Genomic DNA, 15406 nt, shown 5'->3' with positions numbered 1-15406 from the left:
CCGGACATCCGATGTCTAGTCAGGTAAAAATTTACATGTAACCAAATTATTATAAATAGATTATTGAGTAACTAGGGGGAAAGATTACAAATTATGAAATCAGAGAAATCTACAATTGCTGAGAAAGTACAATCTATTAAAGGAAAGACAGTTGCAAAGTATGGGGCAGTCGTTTTCCTATTCTTTGGGTTGACATCTTGTTATAACCAAAAAAACGATAGATTATCGTCACAAGTAGAACTTTATCGAGAAAAGTCAATGGAATTAGCCGAAAAGTATGATGACCTAGTAAGTGATTACGACAAGCTGAAGGCTAAGCTGTATGCTATAGAGAATCCACCTGAAGAAACATATGGAGAAGTAGATAGCGCTGAAGAAAAGCCTGTTGAGAAAGAGGAAGAAACGCCGATTCAAAATACGGAGCCAGAGAAATCTGAAGAGGAAACACTCAAAGAGGAGCAATATGCAGCCCGAGAAAAGAAAGCATATGCGAATCTCACTTCTCTAGGAAGTTCAGAAGCGCAGGAAACATACAAAGAACTAATTAAGCCAAAGCTTTCAAGATGGGCTAGTAAGGATATGTTACAAATAGCGAAGGAGGGTGTGAACTTTCGTGAGATAGATGATAGTAACCTACCTTGGACAGATGTTACTGAGCCGAACGGAACGAGTACGAAGCATATCTATAAGAGTGGTTATGACCAATTAGAGATTACATACAACTTTGACGGGACCATTACAAAATCTGAATGGAAAACAGGAGTGAACAAATAAGCTGAAAAACCTAATGTCTACACTTACGTCGTCAAATTTTGATAAAACATTTATCGCATACTCAAATGGGGTTCAGGTCTTTAAAGGTACATTACAAGATTACTTATTTATGCCCTATCAAGAGAAGCAGGCACTAAAGGTCACAACATTCCGTATCTGTACCAAAGAGGGGAACTAATATTTTTATATTTGAAAGATTAAAAGAAGCATAAACTCATAGCAGTAAGAGACATTATGAATGAATCTTGATTAATAACTACGTTTATGGAATAGAATGTGAATTGGCTATATTTACGAATAAAAAAGTTACTACAATAGATGCAAATGATGGTTGATATTGTGAAAGAAAATAAATTCATTCATACAGGCAATGCGGTGGAAACAAAAATGTACCTAGAGTTCTTATTTCAAGAAAAGTTAAGGTTTTCTCCTATTTTAGAAGTCTGCGAAGTTACTTTATACGTTGATCCCGATAACTTTATTATAGTCATGGATGATGCGACTTGGGAGAACGCTAGAACAGAAGGGAATAGAGGAGTAAAATAACATTATTCACAAAAACAAATACAGCAATTACATGAGGTAATTTAAAAAGACAAATACCCGAGATTAATTGCATTTAGGGAACTGTACCCCTTTACGGGGGAGCAGCTGACAGTGTTTAAAAATATTATACATGCAGATATTATGCATTTTCTGGGGTTTCTTACGGTGTATGGTTCCAAAAAATAGAAACACATTCGTAACAGAAAAAAGGTATTCCATATTTTTGGATGGAATACCTTTCTCTTTTTAGATACATCAACGCTTTATATCTTCTTCTTCGCTTCTTTCCGCTTCTTCCACGATTTTTGGAAATCACGGAATACAAGTACACATAAGATAAATGTCAGCATAATATGCAGTAATTTCCAAAATGCATCTACATTTGTACCTCTAAAACTAGATTCTTCAATGGCACGGCTCACGAAATCGATCAGGAAAATGAAAGATAAGAAGAGTATCATTCTATCTTCTCTTTTTCCTGTAAAATATAAAAGTAGAAAGACTATACCTAAAATAAGTGGTGTATAAATCGTGTCTAACATGAATTGTATGTCTCCTTTTGCTACTAGATATTCTAATATGTAAACTATATACTATTATAATTGCTTATGTAGTGAATTTGAAGATAGACTTCCCATTGGTTCAACACATAGAACTAGAGCATGGATGTTTACCGCATAACTACTCATAAACTTCAGAAACTTACAAATTACCCATTTATTGATGAGATATTCCTAAAATCCCATAAGATCCTTTACATGTGTAGCGTTCTGTTTAGATGTTAGTTTTTCAAGTAATAAAAAGGCAACATCGAAAGCTGTACCTGGATTTGAGGATGTAATAATATTTCCATCCTGAACAATTAAATCATTTTGTACAATCGCACCAAAATTCTTTAATTGCTCTTTTCGTTTACTCGTTGGATGACCGTATGTGGTCGCTTTTTTATTTATAAGGATTCCGCTTTTACCAAGTACTAAGGATGCTACACATATACTGGCAATTGGCTTCTGTTTGGCATGAAAATGTTGAATTACATGTAAGAATTCATTACTGTATGCATCCCGATAAAAACCAGCTTCTTCAAATCCTCCTGGAATAGCTAATGCATCAAACTCGTCTAATTGAATTTCATCAATTGTTTTTTCTGGTATGACAGTAAAATTCCAGGTGCAGGTTAATTTATTTCGAAGACCGACTGTTACGACCTCGGTGGACCCATCACCCTCCCATTTATTCCAACCTAGTACGTCAGTAAATACACTCGCTTCCACTGCTTCAAATCCGTCAGCTAATAATAAACAAATTTTTTTCATATTGAAAATCGCCTCCTTCTATCCTAATTTTATATAAAGATAGTAGGCTGATACATAAGTTGAACAGGGAAATTTGATTGTTTAGCTTTATTATATAAAGAATTTCATTTATTCTAGTTTATAAAAAAAGGTTGGATAATTTATGGATCAGATTGATAAAAAAATCGTAGAATTATTACAGTCAAATGCAAAAATTTCAATGAAGGATTTAGCAGAATTCGTTCACTTATCTTCTCCATCAGTAACTGAGCGCGTACGGAAGTTAGAGGAACAGCAAATTATTGAAGGATATCATGCACATGTTTCTCTAAAAAAATTGAACCGCCCAATTACTGCACTTATATTGTTTAAGACTAAGGATTGTAAATCATTAGCTAACTTTTGCTATAACCATCCAGATGTACTTGAATGTTACAGAGTAGCAGGGGAAATTAGCTATATTGTAAAAATAGCAACATATTCTGTAGAAAGTTTAGAGAAATTTATTGATAATACAATGCAATATGGTACGCCTTCAACGAATATCGTGCTATCTTCTTGTGAAAAAAAATAATTGCTCCCTTTATTAGTGAAGAATAAAATACTGGCTTAATCCATTTCTTACTGTTTATTCAATAATCCTAAAGTCTTTAAAAATCGCCTGATGTTTCTAACCTGTGTAAATAAATTAGGGTCTCTAATCATTTTAGTGTACCTATTTTAATTAGTTTGATTGGTACGGTAAACCCTGAAGTGCCCCCCGAAAGTTAGACAAGTCGTTTCATAAGGCAGCCCCTAGGGTATAAGCCCGGTATTGTACCGAGCTCATACCCTTTAATTTTGCCTTTATTCTTTTATGATTATAGTAGTCTATATACTTTGCTAATTCTTGTTTGAAATGTGTTATACTTTCAAATTCTTTTCGATACAGAAATTCCAATTTCATGATACCGAAAAAATTTTCAATAACGGCATTTTCATAACAGTTTCCTTTGCGAGACATACTTTGTGTTATGTCACATTGCTTAAGAGAATGACGGTATTGTTTCATTTGATAGTGCCACCCTTGATCAGAATGAATGGTTGTAGATGTTTCAAAATATTTGAACGCTAGCATAGAATAAGAGCATTGCTTCTTAATTAGGCAATGCTCTTGTTCTACTATGTTATTCATGTCTTTTGTTGTTTAAGTCGCATACCATCAGGTTACGGAAGCTCAAATTGTACCATAGGTACCAAACTTACTATTAATTGGATTAATTCAGGCTGATAATGCCTCCATTTAAACAAATTTTCCTTTTCTATACTAATAACGCACCTTTTTTAGAGTCATACATATCAGTGTTCAAGATTAGGATATTACTTGAAAGAGTCTTGGGATTTTTGCACCAGAATCGTTTTATACATTATAAATTATTTATGTTATTTAATTATATTTTTGCAATTGTGCTGTGTTATAATTCTGAAATACTCATATATCTAGTAGGACTTAAAGATTTCGGTTTATCATATAAAGTGGAAAATTAATCCATTATATTTGAGGGTCAGGCTATGATTATTTAAACTATTATTCACACTATTATTTAGACTAAAAGAAGTACAAGGAGGAAGGTATATCTATTAAAGTAGTGAGATATACCAAATTCAAAATGAATATTAAATTTAATAAAAAAGTAGTAGCATTCACGGCAGGATTAACGGTATTATCTTCACCATTGGTATCGTTTGCAGAGGAACAACAATTAGTAAACAATAAGCAACCAACAAACGTTCAGGAACAAAGTAAAACAACATCAGATGAACAGGCTTTAAAAAGTATTGAAGCTAGTTTTGAAGAGGTAGACGGACGTGGTGGAGGTACTGTCGACAATAAGAAAGTAGATAGTCTTCAACGTTCAGGAGGTATTCATGAAGAAACAGGTACACTAACTGTTCCTAACAATTCAAACAGAACAAAACGTAGTCTGTCTCCCATATCACCTAGCACCTCTAGTACAATAAATGGTGTTCCATTCACTGAATGGATTGTTCCAGCAGGTAACGATAATATTCGTCCTCAAAACTATATGAGTCCAAAGTACATTACAATTCATGAGACTGATAATACAAGTGTAGGAGCAGGTGCTAGAAACCACGCCCAATACCTATATAACCAAGCAGTAGGCAACACAGACCGAGCTGCATCGTGGCATTTTACAGTAGACGATAAAGAGATTTATCAACACCTACCATTAAACGAGAACGGATGGCACGCAGGAGACGGTGATGGTCCAGGTAATAGAGAATCTATTGCAATTGAAATCGCAGTTAACAGTGACGGAAACTACAGTAAAGCGGTAGATAACGCTAAGAAACTTGTAGCTTATTTAATGAAAGAAACTGGTGTACCGTTAAATAACATTGTAAAACACCAAAAATGGAGCGGTAAAATCTGCCCTGCTAACATGATTAATAATGGGCAATGGGATGTATTCGTAAATAGCGTTGAGGGGTATTATAATAATCTTTATCAACCAAAAGATGACATTACAGGAGGTTGGTATGAAGAAGCTATTCGAGAGTTAAATAGAAGAGGTATTATGATAGGGGAAGGAAACGGAGTTTTCGCACCTAATAGAGCGATAACAAGAGCCGAATTTGCTCAATTAATCTCTAAACCTGCCAGCTGGAGATGCTTCATTTAAAGACCTAAACGATGCAAACTCAACTTTACGAGATGGTATTAAACGTGCTGCAAGTGCAGGTATTATTCTAGGTAGAGGTGATGGTTATTTTGACCCAAACACACCTATTACAAGAGAAGAATCAGCAATTATTGTAAACAAGGCTTTACAGCATAAAGGTATATGGGGACCAGTTGTAAACCTACCATTCTCAGACAAAGACCAAATTAGCTATAAAGAAGACGTACAAAGATTGTATGGCCTAGGTATTGTAAGAGGTAAGGGTGACAATCAATACGACCCTAAAGGAACAACAACTCGTGGTGAAACAGCAACATTCATTCTAAATATGCTACAAGTAATTGAAAATGGTAGTGTTGAAAAGATAATTGGAACGGCTCAAATTAATGGTATTGGGGTAAATGTTCGAAGCGGATCAGGTACAAACTATTCTATTGTTAGAAAGACAAGTAAAGGCGAAAAAGTTACAGTATATGAAGAAAAGAATGGCTGGCTAAGAATTGGAACAGGTCAGTGGATTTATTATGACTCTAGTTATATCGACTATAACAGATTATAAAAGACTAAATAGTTAAAAGAACAGGTCATATTTGGATATATAACTTACTCTCAGGTTGTGAAGAAGACTTTCTCCACAACCTGTTTTTGTGCCTAGCCCCCTCTTTACCTACCAATACTGATAAAAAGAGGAAATTCATTATGATGCTGGCATCACCCCATCACTATCAAGCTAAGGTCATACAACATCAATCATAGTAGAGGTTGTTTCTTTTTTTCTAAAGGCTACGTGTAGGCAATTTAAAGATTTGCATACGAAATAAACCCTAACGGGTTTCATTTTTTTGATTTAAGCCGCTTGATTATCTGACATGGTACAATTGTAAACGACACCTAATATATCAAAGACTGTTTTCTTCTCATATCTGTGAGATTTTCGCCCGTTTTGCTGTAGGAGGTTGAACAGGCGAAGTAACACCTTTGATAGCTCTTGGGTGTCTTTTTGTATCGATTGAAAAAGAAGAAAAAAGTAATCTTTAATCATATATATGGCCTTATATTCACTCAGTTCTCGTTTCTTTTTCATAAGAAGTAATTGCCGCATTTGAAACATGGTAGAAGAACAAAGTAGAATGGCAATCAGTTGCCCATACAAATGGCATTCCAATCGTTCTCGTTTTATCTTTTTACAATGATGAATATGAAAGAATGATTTCCATGTTTTAAATAAAATCTCGATTTGCCAACGTAAAGAATACCAATCATGTACTTGTCCCATCGGGACAATATCTATAGGGGTGTTTGTCATATATACATTGATACCACTGAGTCGTTTACTACGAGGAGAATACTTCATTCCTTTCTTTTTTTCTCTTACAGCTTGATCTTGTAATCGTTTTTGTTGCTGTTGTTTTGTTAATCGGTGAACAATTACACGAGCTGGCACTTTATCAATCATTCCTACATAAGCATCAGCTATTTCACATGTTTGTTCTGGTTGAAGGGAGCTCATTAACGTCTCCATATCTATCTGTATATACTCTGTACCTTTCTTAATTCTTCTGTCTTGAAAATAATCAGGGTTAGGATTTTTTTGATAAATACGTGTATTCGACTTGATACGAGAGATATAGTAGGCCTCTTTATCTTGTATATATTGAAGGTCTTTTAAATGAAAATAACCTAAATCTCGGATACATAAATCATTCGCTTTCACAGTTGGGGCACACAGAGATCCGTAAGTACGATCATGTTGTTTACCTGGACCTGTATGAATATGTAGGAACTGTCCACTTAACAAATCATACTCAAGTTGAATTTTTATCCCAGCTGTATGGCTGCATCCTCCGGCACCTGGATAAACAAATGAAAAGGAATCTGGGAGTTGAAATGCAGTTGAATCTAAAATACGGATGCGCTTGAAAACAGAAGTATATGGAGAAGAAATCGGCATAGATAAGGCTAATTTTTGGTTTAGTAGTTCAGCAAGTATGTGTTGTAAAAATTGGACGGCTGCTTGATTAAATCGTTGATTCAGTCCTTCAGGACTGATGAGTATTTCTGTTGATGCTTCTAAACAGCTAGATAACTGAGTTAAAGAAGTCATAGCTACATTTTGGCTCACCCATACACATAAAGCGACTAAATCTTTTGCTTGGTACTTACTGGTTCGTTGTACAAAGCCAACATCTCTAGCAAGATTTCGTAAGGCATTTGGAGATAGGGCGCTTTGAATCTCTTGAGCAAATAGTTGTAATTCGTTAGACACAGAAACAGACATAAAAAACGCCATCCTTTCCTATGATTCTACAGAAAGAATAGCGTATTTTTTCATTATTTTATAGTAAAATAGGTCTCATGGTATGAATGTACAATTTAGATATTTGCCCAATGAACCATATGCTTTTAGAACTGAGAAAGACCTTGAAACAAATAAGTTATATATTTTAATGTGGTAATATTCCAAGCAGTATAGATGGGAACATCAAGAACTTAAATGATTTAAGATTCACACTATATAAAAGTTGAAGTATACGACTAAGGAAAGAGTGCTTTGCAGTGTGCTGCATATTCAAGAATTAATCTTACGTAGGGAGTGCTTATATGAAAAGCATGAAAAATGTAATATTGCTAGTAGTATGTTTCATATTTTTAAGTGGTTGTAATCAAGTTGGTGAAGATGAGGTACAAAAATATATAAAAGAAAAACACGGAATCGATGTTGTTGTAACACATATGAGCCCTTTAAATGAAAATAATATGGGACATGCATACCATACTGTGCAAGCAAAGAATAATAAAAATATTCAATTTCGAGTAGAGGTAGATGGTCTCTTCTATTCATCCATAAAAAGTGATGAATACAAATATGGAAAAAAAACATTTGAGGCATATCAGAAATTCCAACCAACTCTAGAAGAAATAAAAAAATTAGGGTACGTGGAAACTAAAACTGATAACACTCTTCAATATTTGTCAGAGGATAGAAGATCAGATGAAGGAAAACCAACTAATGAATTATTATTAACTTTGCAAATGAGTAACGAGATTGACTTTAGCCAATTTGAATCAGTGGAATTAGATCGTTTATATACTCTATTTCAACTCATCCAGAAAAATAATAAAAAGATAACAGAACTTGAAATTAAGGATTATAATGGAAAATCTTTAGGTGGACCTTTTAAAAATGTGCAAAAAATGATAACAAAAGAAGAGCTGTTATTAACAATGAAAAAAACGATGAACAATACCATAGACATTTATTTGGAAAATTGGATTAAAAATCATACAAAAATAGAAGAGAGATTAATTGCAATTCAAAACAATCGTTTTGAATTGCAAGGTATTACTTATGCGAATTTGGAATATATGGATGTTCGAGGATATAAGGTGAATTTAATTATTAATACCGGTAGTAATGAATTTGAAAATAATCCCCTTGTAATTAAAGATTTAATCAAGGTAACCACAATCCTTAAAGAAGAACTATATAATAAAAAATTTCAGATATATTTACAAACTAAGAATGGAACAAGATATACACCTTGGTTATCATCAGAAGAAATTAAAAAAGCTATTAACATCGAAGAACTTGTAAAAGAGCGATATCCTAAGAATTAAATTTAAAGTACTGTTGCTGTTTGTTATTTGATGGGAAAGCATGATATTTCGATTTGTTCCGCCAGCTTGTAAATTAGGGGTCTGTTGTAAAGTTTATTAACAGGTAGAAAGTTAGAATAAGTATAGTCGAATCTGATTGAAGAGGAAGTACGACATCATCTTAAATTAGGGGTACAGACACATCGCCATCAAGTTAAAAAACTAATTATCCCCCAAAACGCAAAACACGAGCTTAATTCACATAAATAACTGTAGAGAGATAAAAATTTCGTTATGGGGGTACTTTAAAATCTAAACTTGATGGGCATGTGGTGGTACCCCACATCCATCAACTTAAGGTTATATCAGTTTAATTTCAGGTGTGAATTTTTCCTTTTTCTATAGACCAAAGATTGTGAAGTAACGAAAGCCCAATTTCTCATCATACTAAGAAAGCGGGCTTTTCATATTCTGGTTTAGGTTAACTGCACCACTTTAAAACGAATAGGACTCCCCATCAGATGGCACTAAAATAGTGTTAGATAATCCTTTCTCATCAATAAAGTCATTCAATTCCTTTCTTGTTAATAGGCAATGGTTAAGTGATTCCATATGAGAAACGATAATTTTGGCCTGTGGTGCTGCCTGTTTTGTGTCATAAATATCCTCTTTTGTCATTGTAATAGGGCCACCTTCTAGAAACTGAGCAGCACCTCCATTGATCACAATAACTTCAGGGGCGTGCGTGTCAATTGCTTGTTGAACATCGTTACACCATATTGTATCACCTGCCACATACAATCTCGGCTCGTCTGGATGATTAAATACGATACCTGATACTTCACCGGTAAACTTTGTGATTTCGCCAGTTCCATGTTGTCCATTTGTTTTAAATAGCTTAATTTCTTCTATGTTGGTAACATGCTGTAAAGATTCTATATTGTGAAACCCTTCTTTATTAATAGCCTCAATATCATGTTCATTTTGTGCATAGATTTTTATATCCTTAGGTAAAACTTTTTTAGCAACTTCGTCAAAGTGATCAGGATGTAAATGCGTGATGATAACCGCATCAACCTGAATAATTTCTTCTATAGAAATTGGTAAACTAACTAACGGATTTCTCATATCTTGATTTGGTGTATTTGGAAACGGTGGAGTGGATCCTTTATCAGCTAAAAAAGGATCGATCAAAAACTTCTTGTCTGCATAGTGTACAACAAGTGTTGCATTACGTATAAGTCTAATATCCATGCGGTATTCCTCCCTTTTATATGATTCACCAATAGTATAAAATATGAGAGATATCATGTTACATAGATAAAATCAAAAATTTATAAGGTTTGACTTGAAATGTGAAAGGATGTGTCACGGTGTTAGATGATACAGATAAAAAAATACTAGAAGCGTTATTGAAAAATGGACGTACGTCAATGAAAGAATTAGGAGAAAAAGTCCATCTGACGGGGCAAGCAACCTCATCTAGAGTAATAAGGCTGGAAGAGAAAGGCATCATAGAAGGTTATACGATTAAACTGAATGAAAGAAAAATAGGTTACTATGTTCATGCATTTATAAATATTTATACAAGGAGCATTCAACACAGTTCCTATTTATCATTTGTAAAAACGCAACAGGAATATATCATAAAGAACTTCAAAATTAGCGGTGAAGGTTGTTATCTTCTAGAGTGTAAGTTTCCATCTAATGAAGCCCTTGATCAATTCTTAACTCAACTAAACGAACATGCTAATTACAAATTATCTATCGTAATTAAATAGAAGAACCATCGATATAAAAAAACGCTATTCTTGCTGGAGAAATATATATAAAGAATAGCATTTTTTTTATTTTAGGGAAATGTTGTTTTAGAGTGTTATAAAATTGTTAAGTTGATGGGTATGTATGGTGACCCCTATGAGGGAGCTGTCCAATATTACTATATAAGAACAACTGATAACACAACTATTGATTTGTGTATCTCTGATTTTCCAGAAATATTTGCAATCCATGAAGGGTTTAGTGATAAACAAATTAGAAAGATTTACAACTGGAACTTATAAGCTATATAAATAACAAATTTAATTATTGGAGGAATGAAAATTGGTGTATCTGAGTGGAAAGAATTGGGGAAAGAGACAAAGTTAAAGTTATTGCGCTATGCGATGTTAGAAAGTAAGTATAAGTATGCAAAATAAAAGCTCTTCATTTGCAAGAAGCAAACAAAGAGCAAAGTCATGAGTGACCGTCGAGGAAAGAAATTGGCTGGTTTCTTTCCTCTATATTTTAACATATAAAAAAGTTGTAGAGAAAAGGGGCGTGTAGGATGGAAGAAGGTCGTATTCCCTTTCAGCAAGGGGTTAAAGAGTTCCTTATTAGGATTGTCTGTTTTTGGTTCATTATGTTTCTCATGTATGGTGAAAGCCTGTTACAATAGTAAAGAATAACTTGGGTACAAATTGATAATGAAATGGGGAAATATGCTGGATGAAAGCAACCGGAGTAACTAGAAAAGTGGATGAATTAGGGCGTATAGTAATTCCAAAGGAACTTAGAAATACGCTTGGGATTAAAGAAAAATCACCATTAGAGATTTTTGTAGAAGGGGAAGACATCATTTTACAGAAGTATCAGCCTGGTCATGTTTGTGCATTAACAGGAGAAGTGTCAAATCGTAACATAGCATTAGCAAATGGTAAGATAACATTAAGTCCAGAAGGTGCAGAGTTATTACTAAAAGAATTAGAACAGTATCTTGTAAAATAAGTGCTCCTTTCAAGGGGCTTTTTTTTATGGTTAACATAATAATTTCACGTACCGTAATGATTTAAAAAACTAAAACAATACAATAATAGTCTACATTTAATCTTGTGTAGACTTAATCAGCTAAATGGAGAATGTATTGTGTATTTTGGATAGATTTCTTGCGAAATATGTACCTAGAGCAGTATTTCGATTTAAATATGATACGATAGTTATATATTCGTTTTGCTAGTAAAAGGGGATGAGTGTCAATGAAAAACCACATAAAAGTAAATGGAAAAATCCTTCAAACAAATAAAAAATGGTCACATCTCAAGCAAAGACAAAGGCAACATATTTCTAATTGGTTACGTAGAGAATATACACAGTTTGTAAAAACACATTATAGAAAACCTAGGAAGTATGAACATGATGAGATTCTTCATGAAGTGATGAATCAAATACAGGAACGTGAAATTTGGATTCCTAATGGTGAAGTAAAAAGATATTATCTAAGCAAAATAGGAAAATGGTTTAGAAAAATAGAAAGTGAATGGGAATCACAAATATCCAACAGTGAAAAGCAGCAGGTATTAGAAGAAAAATAAATACAAAGAAACCAGGGGGCGCATTTCATGTTTAATTTACAAGAAGATATGTATGAACAATTGAAAGAAAAGGGGAAGTTACTGTATTTTTAAAGAATGGCGTTCCAGTATGTGGGCAGATCCTTGCAACAGATAAATTTACCGTCCTAATGAGGGTTCATGGTAAACAACAACTAATCTACAAACAAGCAATCCCTACACTTGCTATTTAATGAGTATCGCCAGCATTTCGGAAAAAACCCACGCTAAGAGTATGCAAAATTTTATGCAGTTTTTCAGCTAATTCAGTAACAAACGAGAACTCTAAAACCTTTTCAGGATAGGAATGTATAAAAAAAGGCATAGATCCATAGAACAAAAAAAGAAGGTTCCTTTGTGAGAATAAGATTCCGCCTTTTTCCTTGCTACCAATAATAGGACGTTATGTAAACCTCATATGAATATGGTATACATCAAAAAATGTACGACTTATTCTAATTTCTTCGTGATAGAATATAACAAATCCATATTTTAACAAAACATGAAAGGGGGAAAACTTTTGTATAAAAAACTAAGAAAACATCTTATATTAGGTTCCCTATTTCTTATCATTAGTGGCTGTTCAATTTCAACAGGGTACAACACGCAACAAGAAGCATTAAAACAAGGGTTAAAACCAACAAATAATACAGAGCTAGATAAATATAATGCTCTAAAACATATTATAAAAATAGATGAAAAAATAGCCTTTTTTGTTACACCTGATAATTACATTTCAATAGCAGATTTAGAAATAGAAAATGGAAAATGGACTGTTAGTGGGATAACAGGAGCAACAAATGTAAGTGAGTTAGAAGTACAAGATTCTGGTATATCACCTACTATGGGAATATCAAATGGAAAAGTTATTTCTGGTTATCTTAAAAACCCATCTATTAGCAAGGTATCATATGAATCTACCCCAGGACATATTGTAGATTTAGATAAATTCTTACCAAACGAAACAAAGTACAAAGGATGGAGTTTATGGTACGTGATCCTTCCTAATAAATTAGATGATGATTTAAAGTCTTTTGATCTTATTACGACTGTTTTAGAATTTAAAGATACAAATGGCACTATTATAAAATATAAGAACTGATCATCTAAAAACAACTTCTGATAACGATAATTATGTAAATAAGCTGTCTATATGGGCAGCTTATTGTATTTTTTACTTAACGTGTTTTTTTCCAAAATGCTGGCGGTACCCCATGCCCATCAAGCTAAGATTTTACAACTACCCCCAGAACAAGATTTTGTGCTAATTTGTAATAAAAAAGCTCATTTTTTCGTTTTGGGGTGGATTTGTTTTCTTAAGTTGATGGGCATGGGGTCACCATATCAAAAAAAGAAAATTGTACGTTTAGACACAATTTCATGTTTTGTACAGAAATTCTTTATCTAATTAATTTGTAGGTTGATACAGTTCCCCAAACGAACAGAACTAAATAAAAAAGTCTTTGTAGTAGACCTGAAGGTAAAGGGAAAAGAAAAACAAGTGAGATAAGGATTATTATTAATATTAAGCTTAGTAAACAGAAATATGTCCATTTTTTAGCTTTTTTAAGATTCCTAGCAAAAATAAATAATCCTGGATATACAGTAAGCATACCTATCCAAACTAGAATAGAATGCCCAATTAGGTTTACATCTGCAGGAATTAATCCTGAAACTATAGTGGAGACTCCTATTATAAGTATAAAAAATGTTGCTATTTTATTAATTTTTGTTTTTTCTAGATGTTGTGAAATGTATAGTACTCCAACACAAAATGTTAATCCATTAATAATAAAGAGTAAATTCATCCAAAAATGATTAGGAGAGCATATTTCATAAGGAGCTATTTCATAGGTGAATTTTCCACAGGTTGTTACACCTAGATCACTCATTGCATGATGCAAATAGTTATAAGGTACTGTAGATGTGAAAATAAAGAAAGGTTCAATTAGAAAGTATATGCAAGTTGTAATCCAGCTAAATAAGCCAATTCTGTTTGATATATACATTAGATTCCTCCTTTGAAAAAAATATATGTACATTATAGGTGTCACATCACCAAAAGTGAAAGATTGTACGCTAGGAGTCAATAACCCTGTTCAATAAGATAGGGCTTTCTGGACAAGTGTGTCTAAACGTCCAATTTGACCCAAAATAAAAAAAGATAAGATCGGCGAATACGATCTTATCTTAAGCATAAGGGAAAAACAAGTGACACAAACCATCTTAATTTTTATGATATTATATTTTTTGTTAATTTTCGATATAAAACCCATGTTTAGTATCTATATTTATATTGAGAAATTTATTACCAATTTAGTTGGAAATGTTTTTTCAAATGAAAGTAAACTTTATACCGATCCCCCTGATATCCTCAAAAATAGAAACAAAAGTATACATTGGAAATGCTAATAATAAAGAGGTTGTAATATCTGTAAACAAAAAACAAGCTAGAGTTAATCTAACTTGTTTGAATAAATTACATCAGCATAAGCAGTACTCTCTTAGATACAAAAAAATAATTACAAATCCCTTATATGCTTTCTAATATCCGAAGCTACTTTAGTAGGGTCATTGATTTCAAAATAAACATATTTATATTTTTCATGTCCTTCTAATTCAATCATTACGAGTGGTACTCTATTTTCATAAGAAAGAAAATACCATTCATCAGCATATTTAAAACTACCTTCAAAAATGTTAAGTGCAGAAATTGAGGTTCCAGGCATATGGAGCATCAAAATGGTCAACATATACATTCTTAATAGTATTATAAGGAATTTTTAATTTTAATTTTAAATCAAAAAATCCTGTTACCCCACTTAACTTTAAAATTACACTTTCATTATCAAATAATACTTCTCTTCCCATGAACTCCCTCCTAACTTTGATTAATATATATTTTCTAAATTATACAATACCTACTTAATTACCATAACACCACTTATCAGTAGTCCATGTAATTAAAAGTAGTAAAGACACTAGCAAATAATAGACCTAATAAAAATTAGGTCTATTATTTTTATTTAATTCAAACTCTTCTTCATGTATTACTATACTTGTAATTCTCACTTTTTTTTAGTATGTGACTTAATTTAAGAATTCAAACTATAAATGGAGTGTACAGTGCGAAAATTCTACC

General features: G+C 32.9%; 12 protein-coding genes and 6 pseudogenes. 10 read left to right on the top strand and 8 right to left on the bottom strand.

Annotated features, from left to right (window positions below; all coding sequences use genetic code 11):
• The first annotated feature begins 93 nt into the window (after window positions 1-93).
• Together ES895_RS22360 and ES895_RS22355 are read left to right on the top strand one after the other, a co-directional pair.
• Window positions 94-774, top strand: a complete 681-nt coding sequence (locus ES895_RS22360) for a hypothetical protein (protein WP_074593986.1) — start codon at window positions 94-96, stop codon at window positions 772-774.
• Window positions 775-1101: 327 nt separating this feature from the next.
• Window positions 1102-1320 (top strand): hypothetical protein, encoded by a 219-nt coding sequence (locus tag ES895_RS22355; protein WP_074593985.1) that lies wholly within the window; start codon window positions 1102-1104, stop codon window positions 1318-1320.
• 263 nt (window positions 1321-1583) lie between these two features.
• Here ES895_RS22355 and ES895_RS22350 read toward each other — a convergent pair whose 3' ends face one another.
• The gene (locus tag ES895_RS22350) at window positions 1584-1862 is read right to left on the bottom strand and encodes a hypothetical protein (protein ID WP_074593984.1); all 279 of its coding nucleotides are present in this window, start codon (window positions 1860-1862) and stop codon (window positions 1584-1586) included.
• 192 nt (window positions 1863-2054) lie between these two features.
• Window positions 2055-2636: a DJ-1/PfpI family protein gene (locus ES895_RS22345; protein WP_098204626.1), complete on the bottom strand. Its 582-nt coding sequence runs from the start codon at window positions 2634-2636 to the stop codon at window positions 2055-2057.
• Between the two features lie 142 nt (window positions 2637-2778).
• On the opposite strand from ES895_RS22345, the pseudogene ES895_RS22340 reads away from it, so the two are divergent.
• A pseudogene (locus ES895_RS22340) lies at window positions 2779-3215 on the top strand (Lrp/AsnC family transcriptional regulator).
• 181 nt (window positions 3216-3396) lie between these two features.
• Here the strand turns inward: ES895_RS22340 and ES895_RS22335 are convergent.
• Both ES895_RS22335 and ES895_RS30265 read right to left on the bottom strand, forming a co-directional pair.
• Window positions 3397-3726: pseudogene (locus tag ES895_RS22335) on the bottom strand (IS3 family transposase); the annotation flags it as partial.
• Window positions 3727-3814: 88 nt separating this feature from the next.
• Window positions 3815-3920, bottom strand: a pseudogene (locus ES895_RS30265) (IS6 family transposase); the annotation flags it as partial.
• A gap of 344 nt (window positions 3921-4264) precedes the next feature.
• Between ES895_RS30265 and ES895_RS22330 the strand changes: the two are divergent.
• Window positions 4265-5858: pseudogene (locus ES895_RS22330) on the top strand (S-layer homology domain-containing protein).
• A gap of 288 nt (window positions 5859-6146) precedes the next feature.
• On the opposite strand, the gene ES895_RS22325 reads toward ES895_RS22330, so the two are convergent.
• The gene (locus tag ES895_RS22325) at window positions 6147-7577 is read right to left on the bottom strand and encodes an IS4 family transposase (RefSeq protein WP_098204624.1); all 1431 of its coding nucleotides are present in this window, start codon (window positions 7575-7577) and stop codon (window positions 6147-6149) included.
• 323 nt (window positions 7578-7900) lie between these two features.
• Here ES895_RS22325 and ES895_RS22320 point away from each other — a divergent pair, with 323 nt between their 5' ends.
• The gene (locus ES895_RS22320) at window positions 7901-8917 is read left to right on the top strand and encodes a hypothetical protein (protein ID WP_000839698.1); all 1017 of its coding nucleotides are present in this window, start codon (window positions 7901-7903) and stop codon (window positions 8915-8917) included.
• Between the two features lie 474 nt (window positions 8918-9391).
• Here ES895_RS22320 and ES895_RS22315 read toward each other — a convergent pair whose 3' ends face one another.
• Window positions 9392-10150, bottom strand: a complete 759-nt coding sequence (locus tag ES895_RS22315; RefSeq protein WP_098204623.1) for an MBL fold metallo-hydrolase — start codon at window positions 10148-10150, stop codon at window positions 9392-9394.
• Window positions 10151-10269: 119 nt separating this feature from the next.
• Here ES895_RS22315 and ES895_RS22310 point away from each other — a divergent pair, with 119 nt between their 5' ends.
• The 5 genes and pseudogenes from ES895_RS22310 to ES895_RS22290 all read left to right on the top strand — a co-directional run bounded on the left by ES895_RS22310 (window position 10270) and on the right by ES895_RS22290 (window position 13366).
• A complete protein-coding gene (locus tag ES895_RS22310; protein ID WP_135238656.1) occupies window positions 10270-10677 on the top strand; it encodes an Lrp/AsnC family transcriptional regulator in 408 nt (135 codons plus the stop codon).
• A 706-nt stretch (window positions 10678-11383) separates the two neighbouring features.
• Window positions 11384-11662, top strand: a complete 279-nt coding sequence (locus ES895_RS22305) for an AbrB/MazE/SpoVT family DNA-binding domain-containing protein (protein WP_000648346.1) — start codon at window positions 11384-11386, stop codon at window positions 11660-11662.
• 248 nt (window positions 11663-11910) lie between these two features.
• Window positions 11911-12246 carry a hypothetical protein gene (locus ES895_RS22300; protein ID WP_000788513.1) on the top strand — a complete coding sequence of 112 codons (336 nt, stop codon included), beginning with the start codon at window positions 11911-11913 and terminating at the stop codon, window positions 12244-12246.
• A gap of 27 nt (window positions 12247-12273) precedes the next feature.
• Window positions 12274-12458, top strand: a pseudogene (gene hfq / locus ES895_RS22295) (RNA chaperone Hfq).
• Window positions 12459-12784: 326 nt separating this feature from the next.
• On the top strand, window positions 12785-13366 hold the full coding sequence (locus ES895_RS22290) for a hypothetical protein (RefSeq protein ID WP_098204622.1): 582 nt from the start codon (window positions 12785-12787) through the stop codon (window positions 13364-13366).
• Window positions 13367-13664: 298 nt separating this feature from the next.
• On the opposite strand, the gene ES895_RS22285 is transcribed toward ES895_RS22290, so the two are convergent.
• Both ES895_RS22285 and ES895_RS22275 read right to left on the bottom strand, forming a co-directional pair.
• Window positions 13665-14273, bottom strand: coding sequence for a DUF998 domain-containing protein (locus ES895_RS22285; RefSeq protein WP_098204620.1), 609 nt, complete (start codon window positions 14271-14273; stop codon window positions 13665-13667).
• 513 nt (window positions 14274-14786) lie between these two features.
• Window positions 14787-15135 (bottom strand): annotated as a pseudogene (locus tag ES895_RS22275) (hypothetical protein).
• Window positions 15136-15406 lie beyond the last annotated feature (271 nt).

It is taken from the genome of Bacillus sp. 007/AIA-02/001 (assembly GCF_004634455.1).
GTDB lineage: Bacteria > Bacillota > Bacilli > Bacillales > Bacillaceae_G > Bacillus_A > Bacillus_A cereus.
This window is presented reverse-complemented; position numbering and strand designations above follow the sequence as displayed.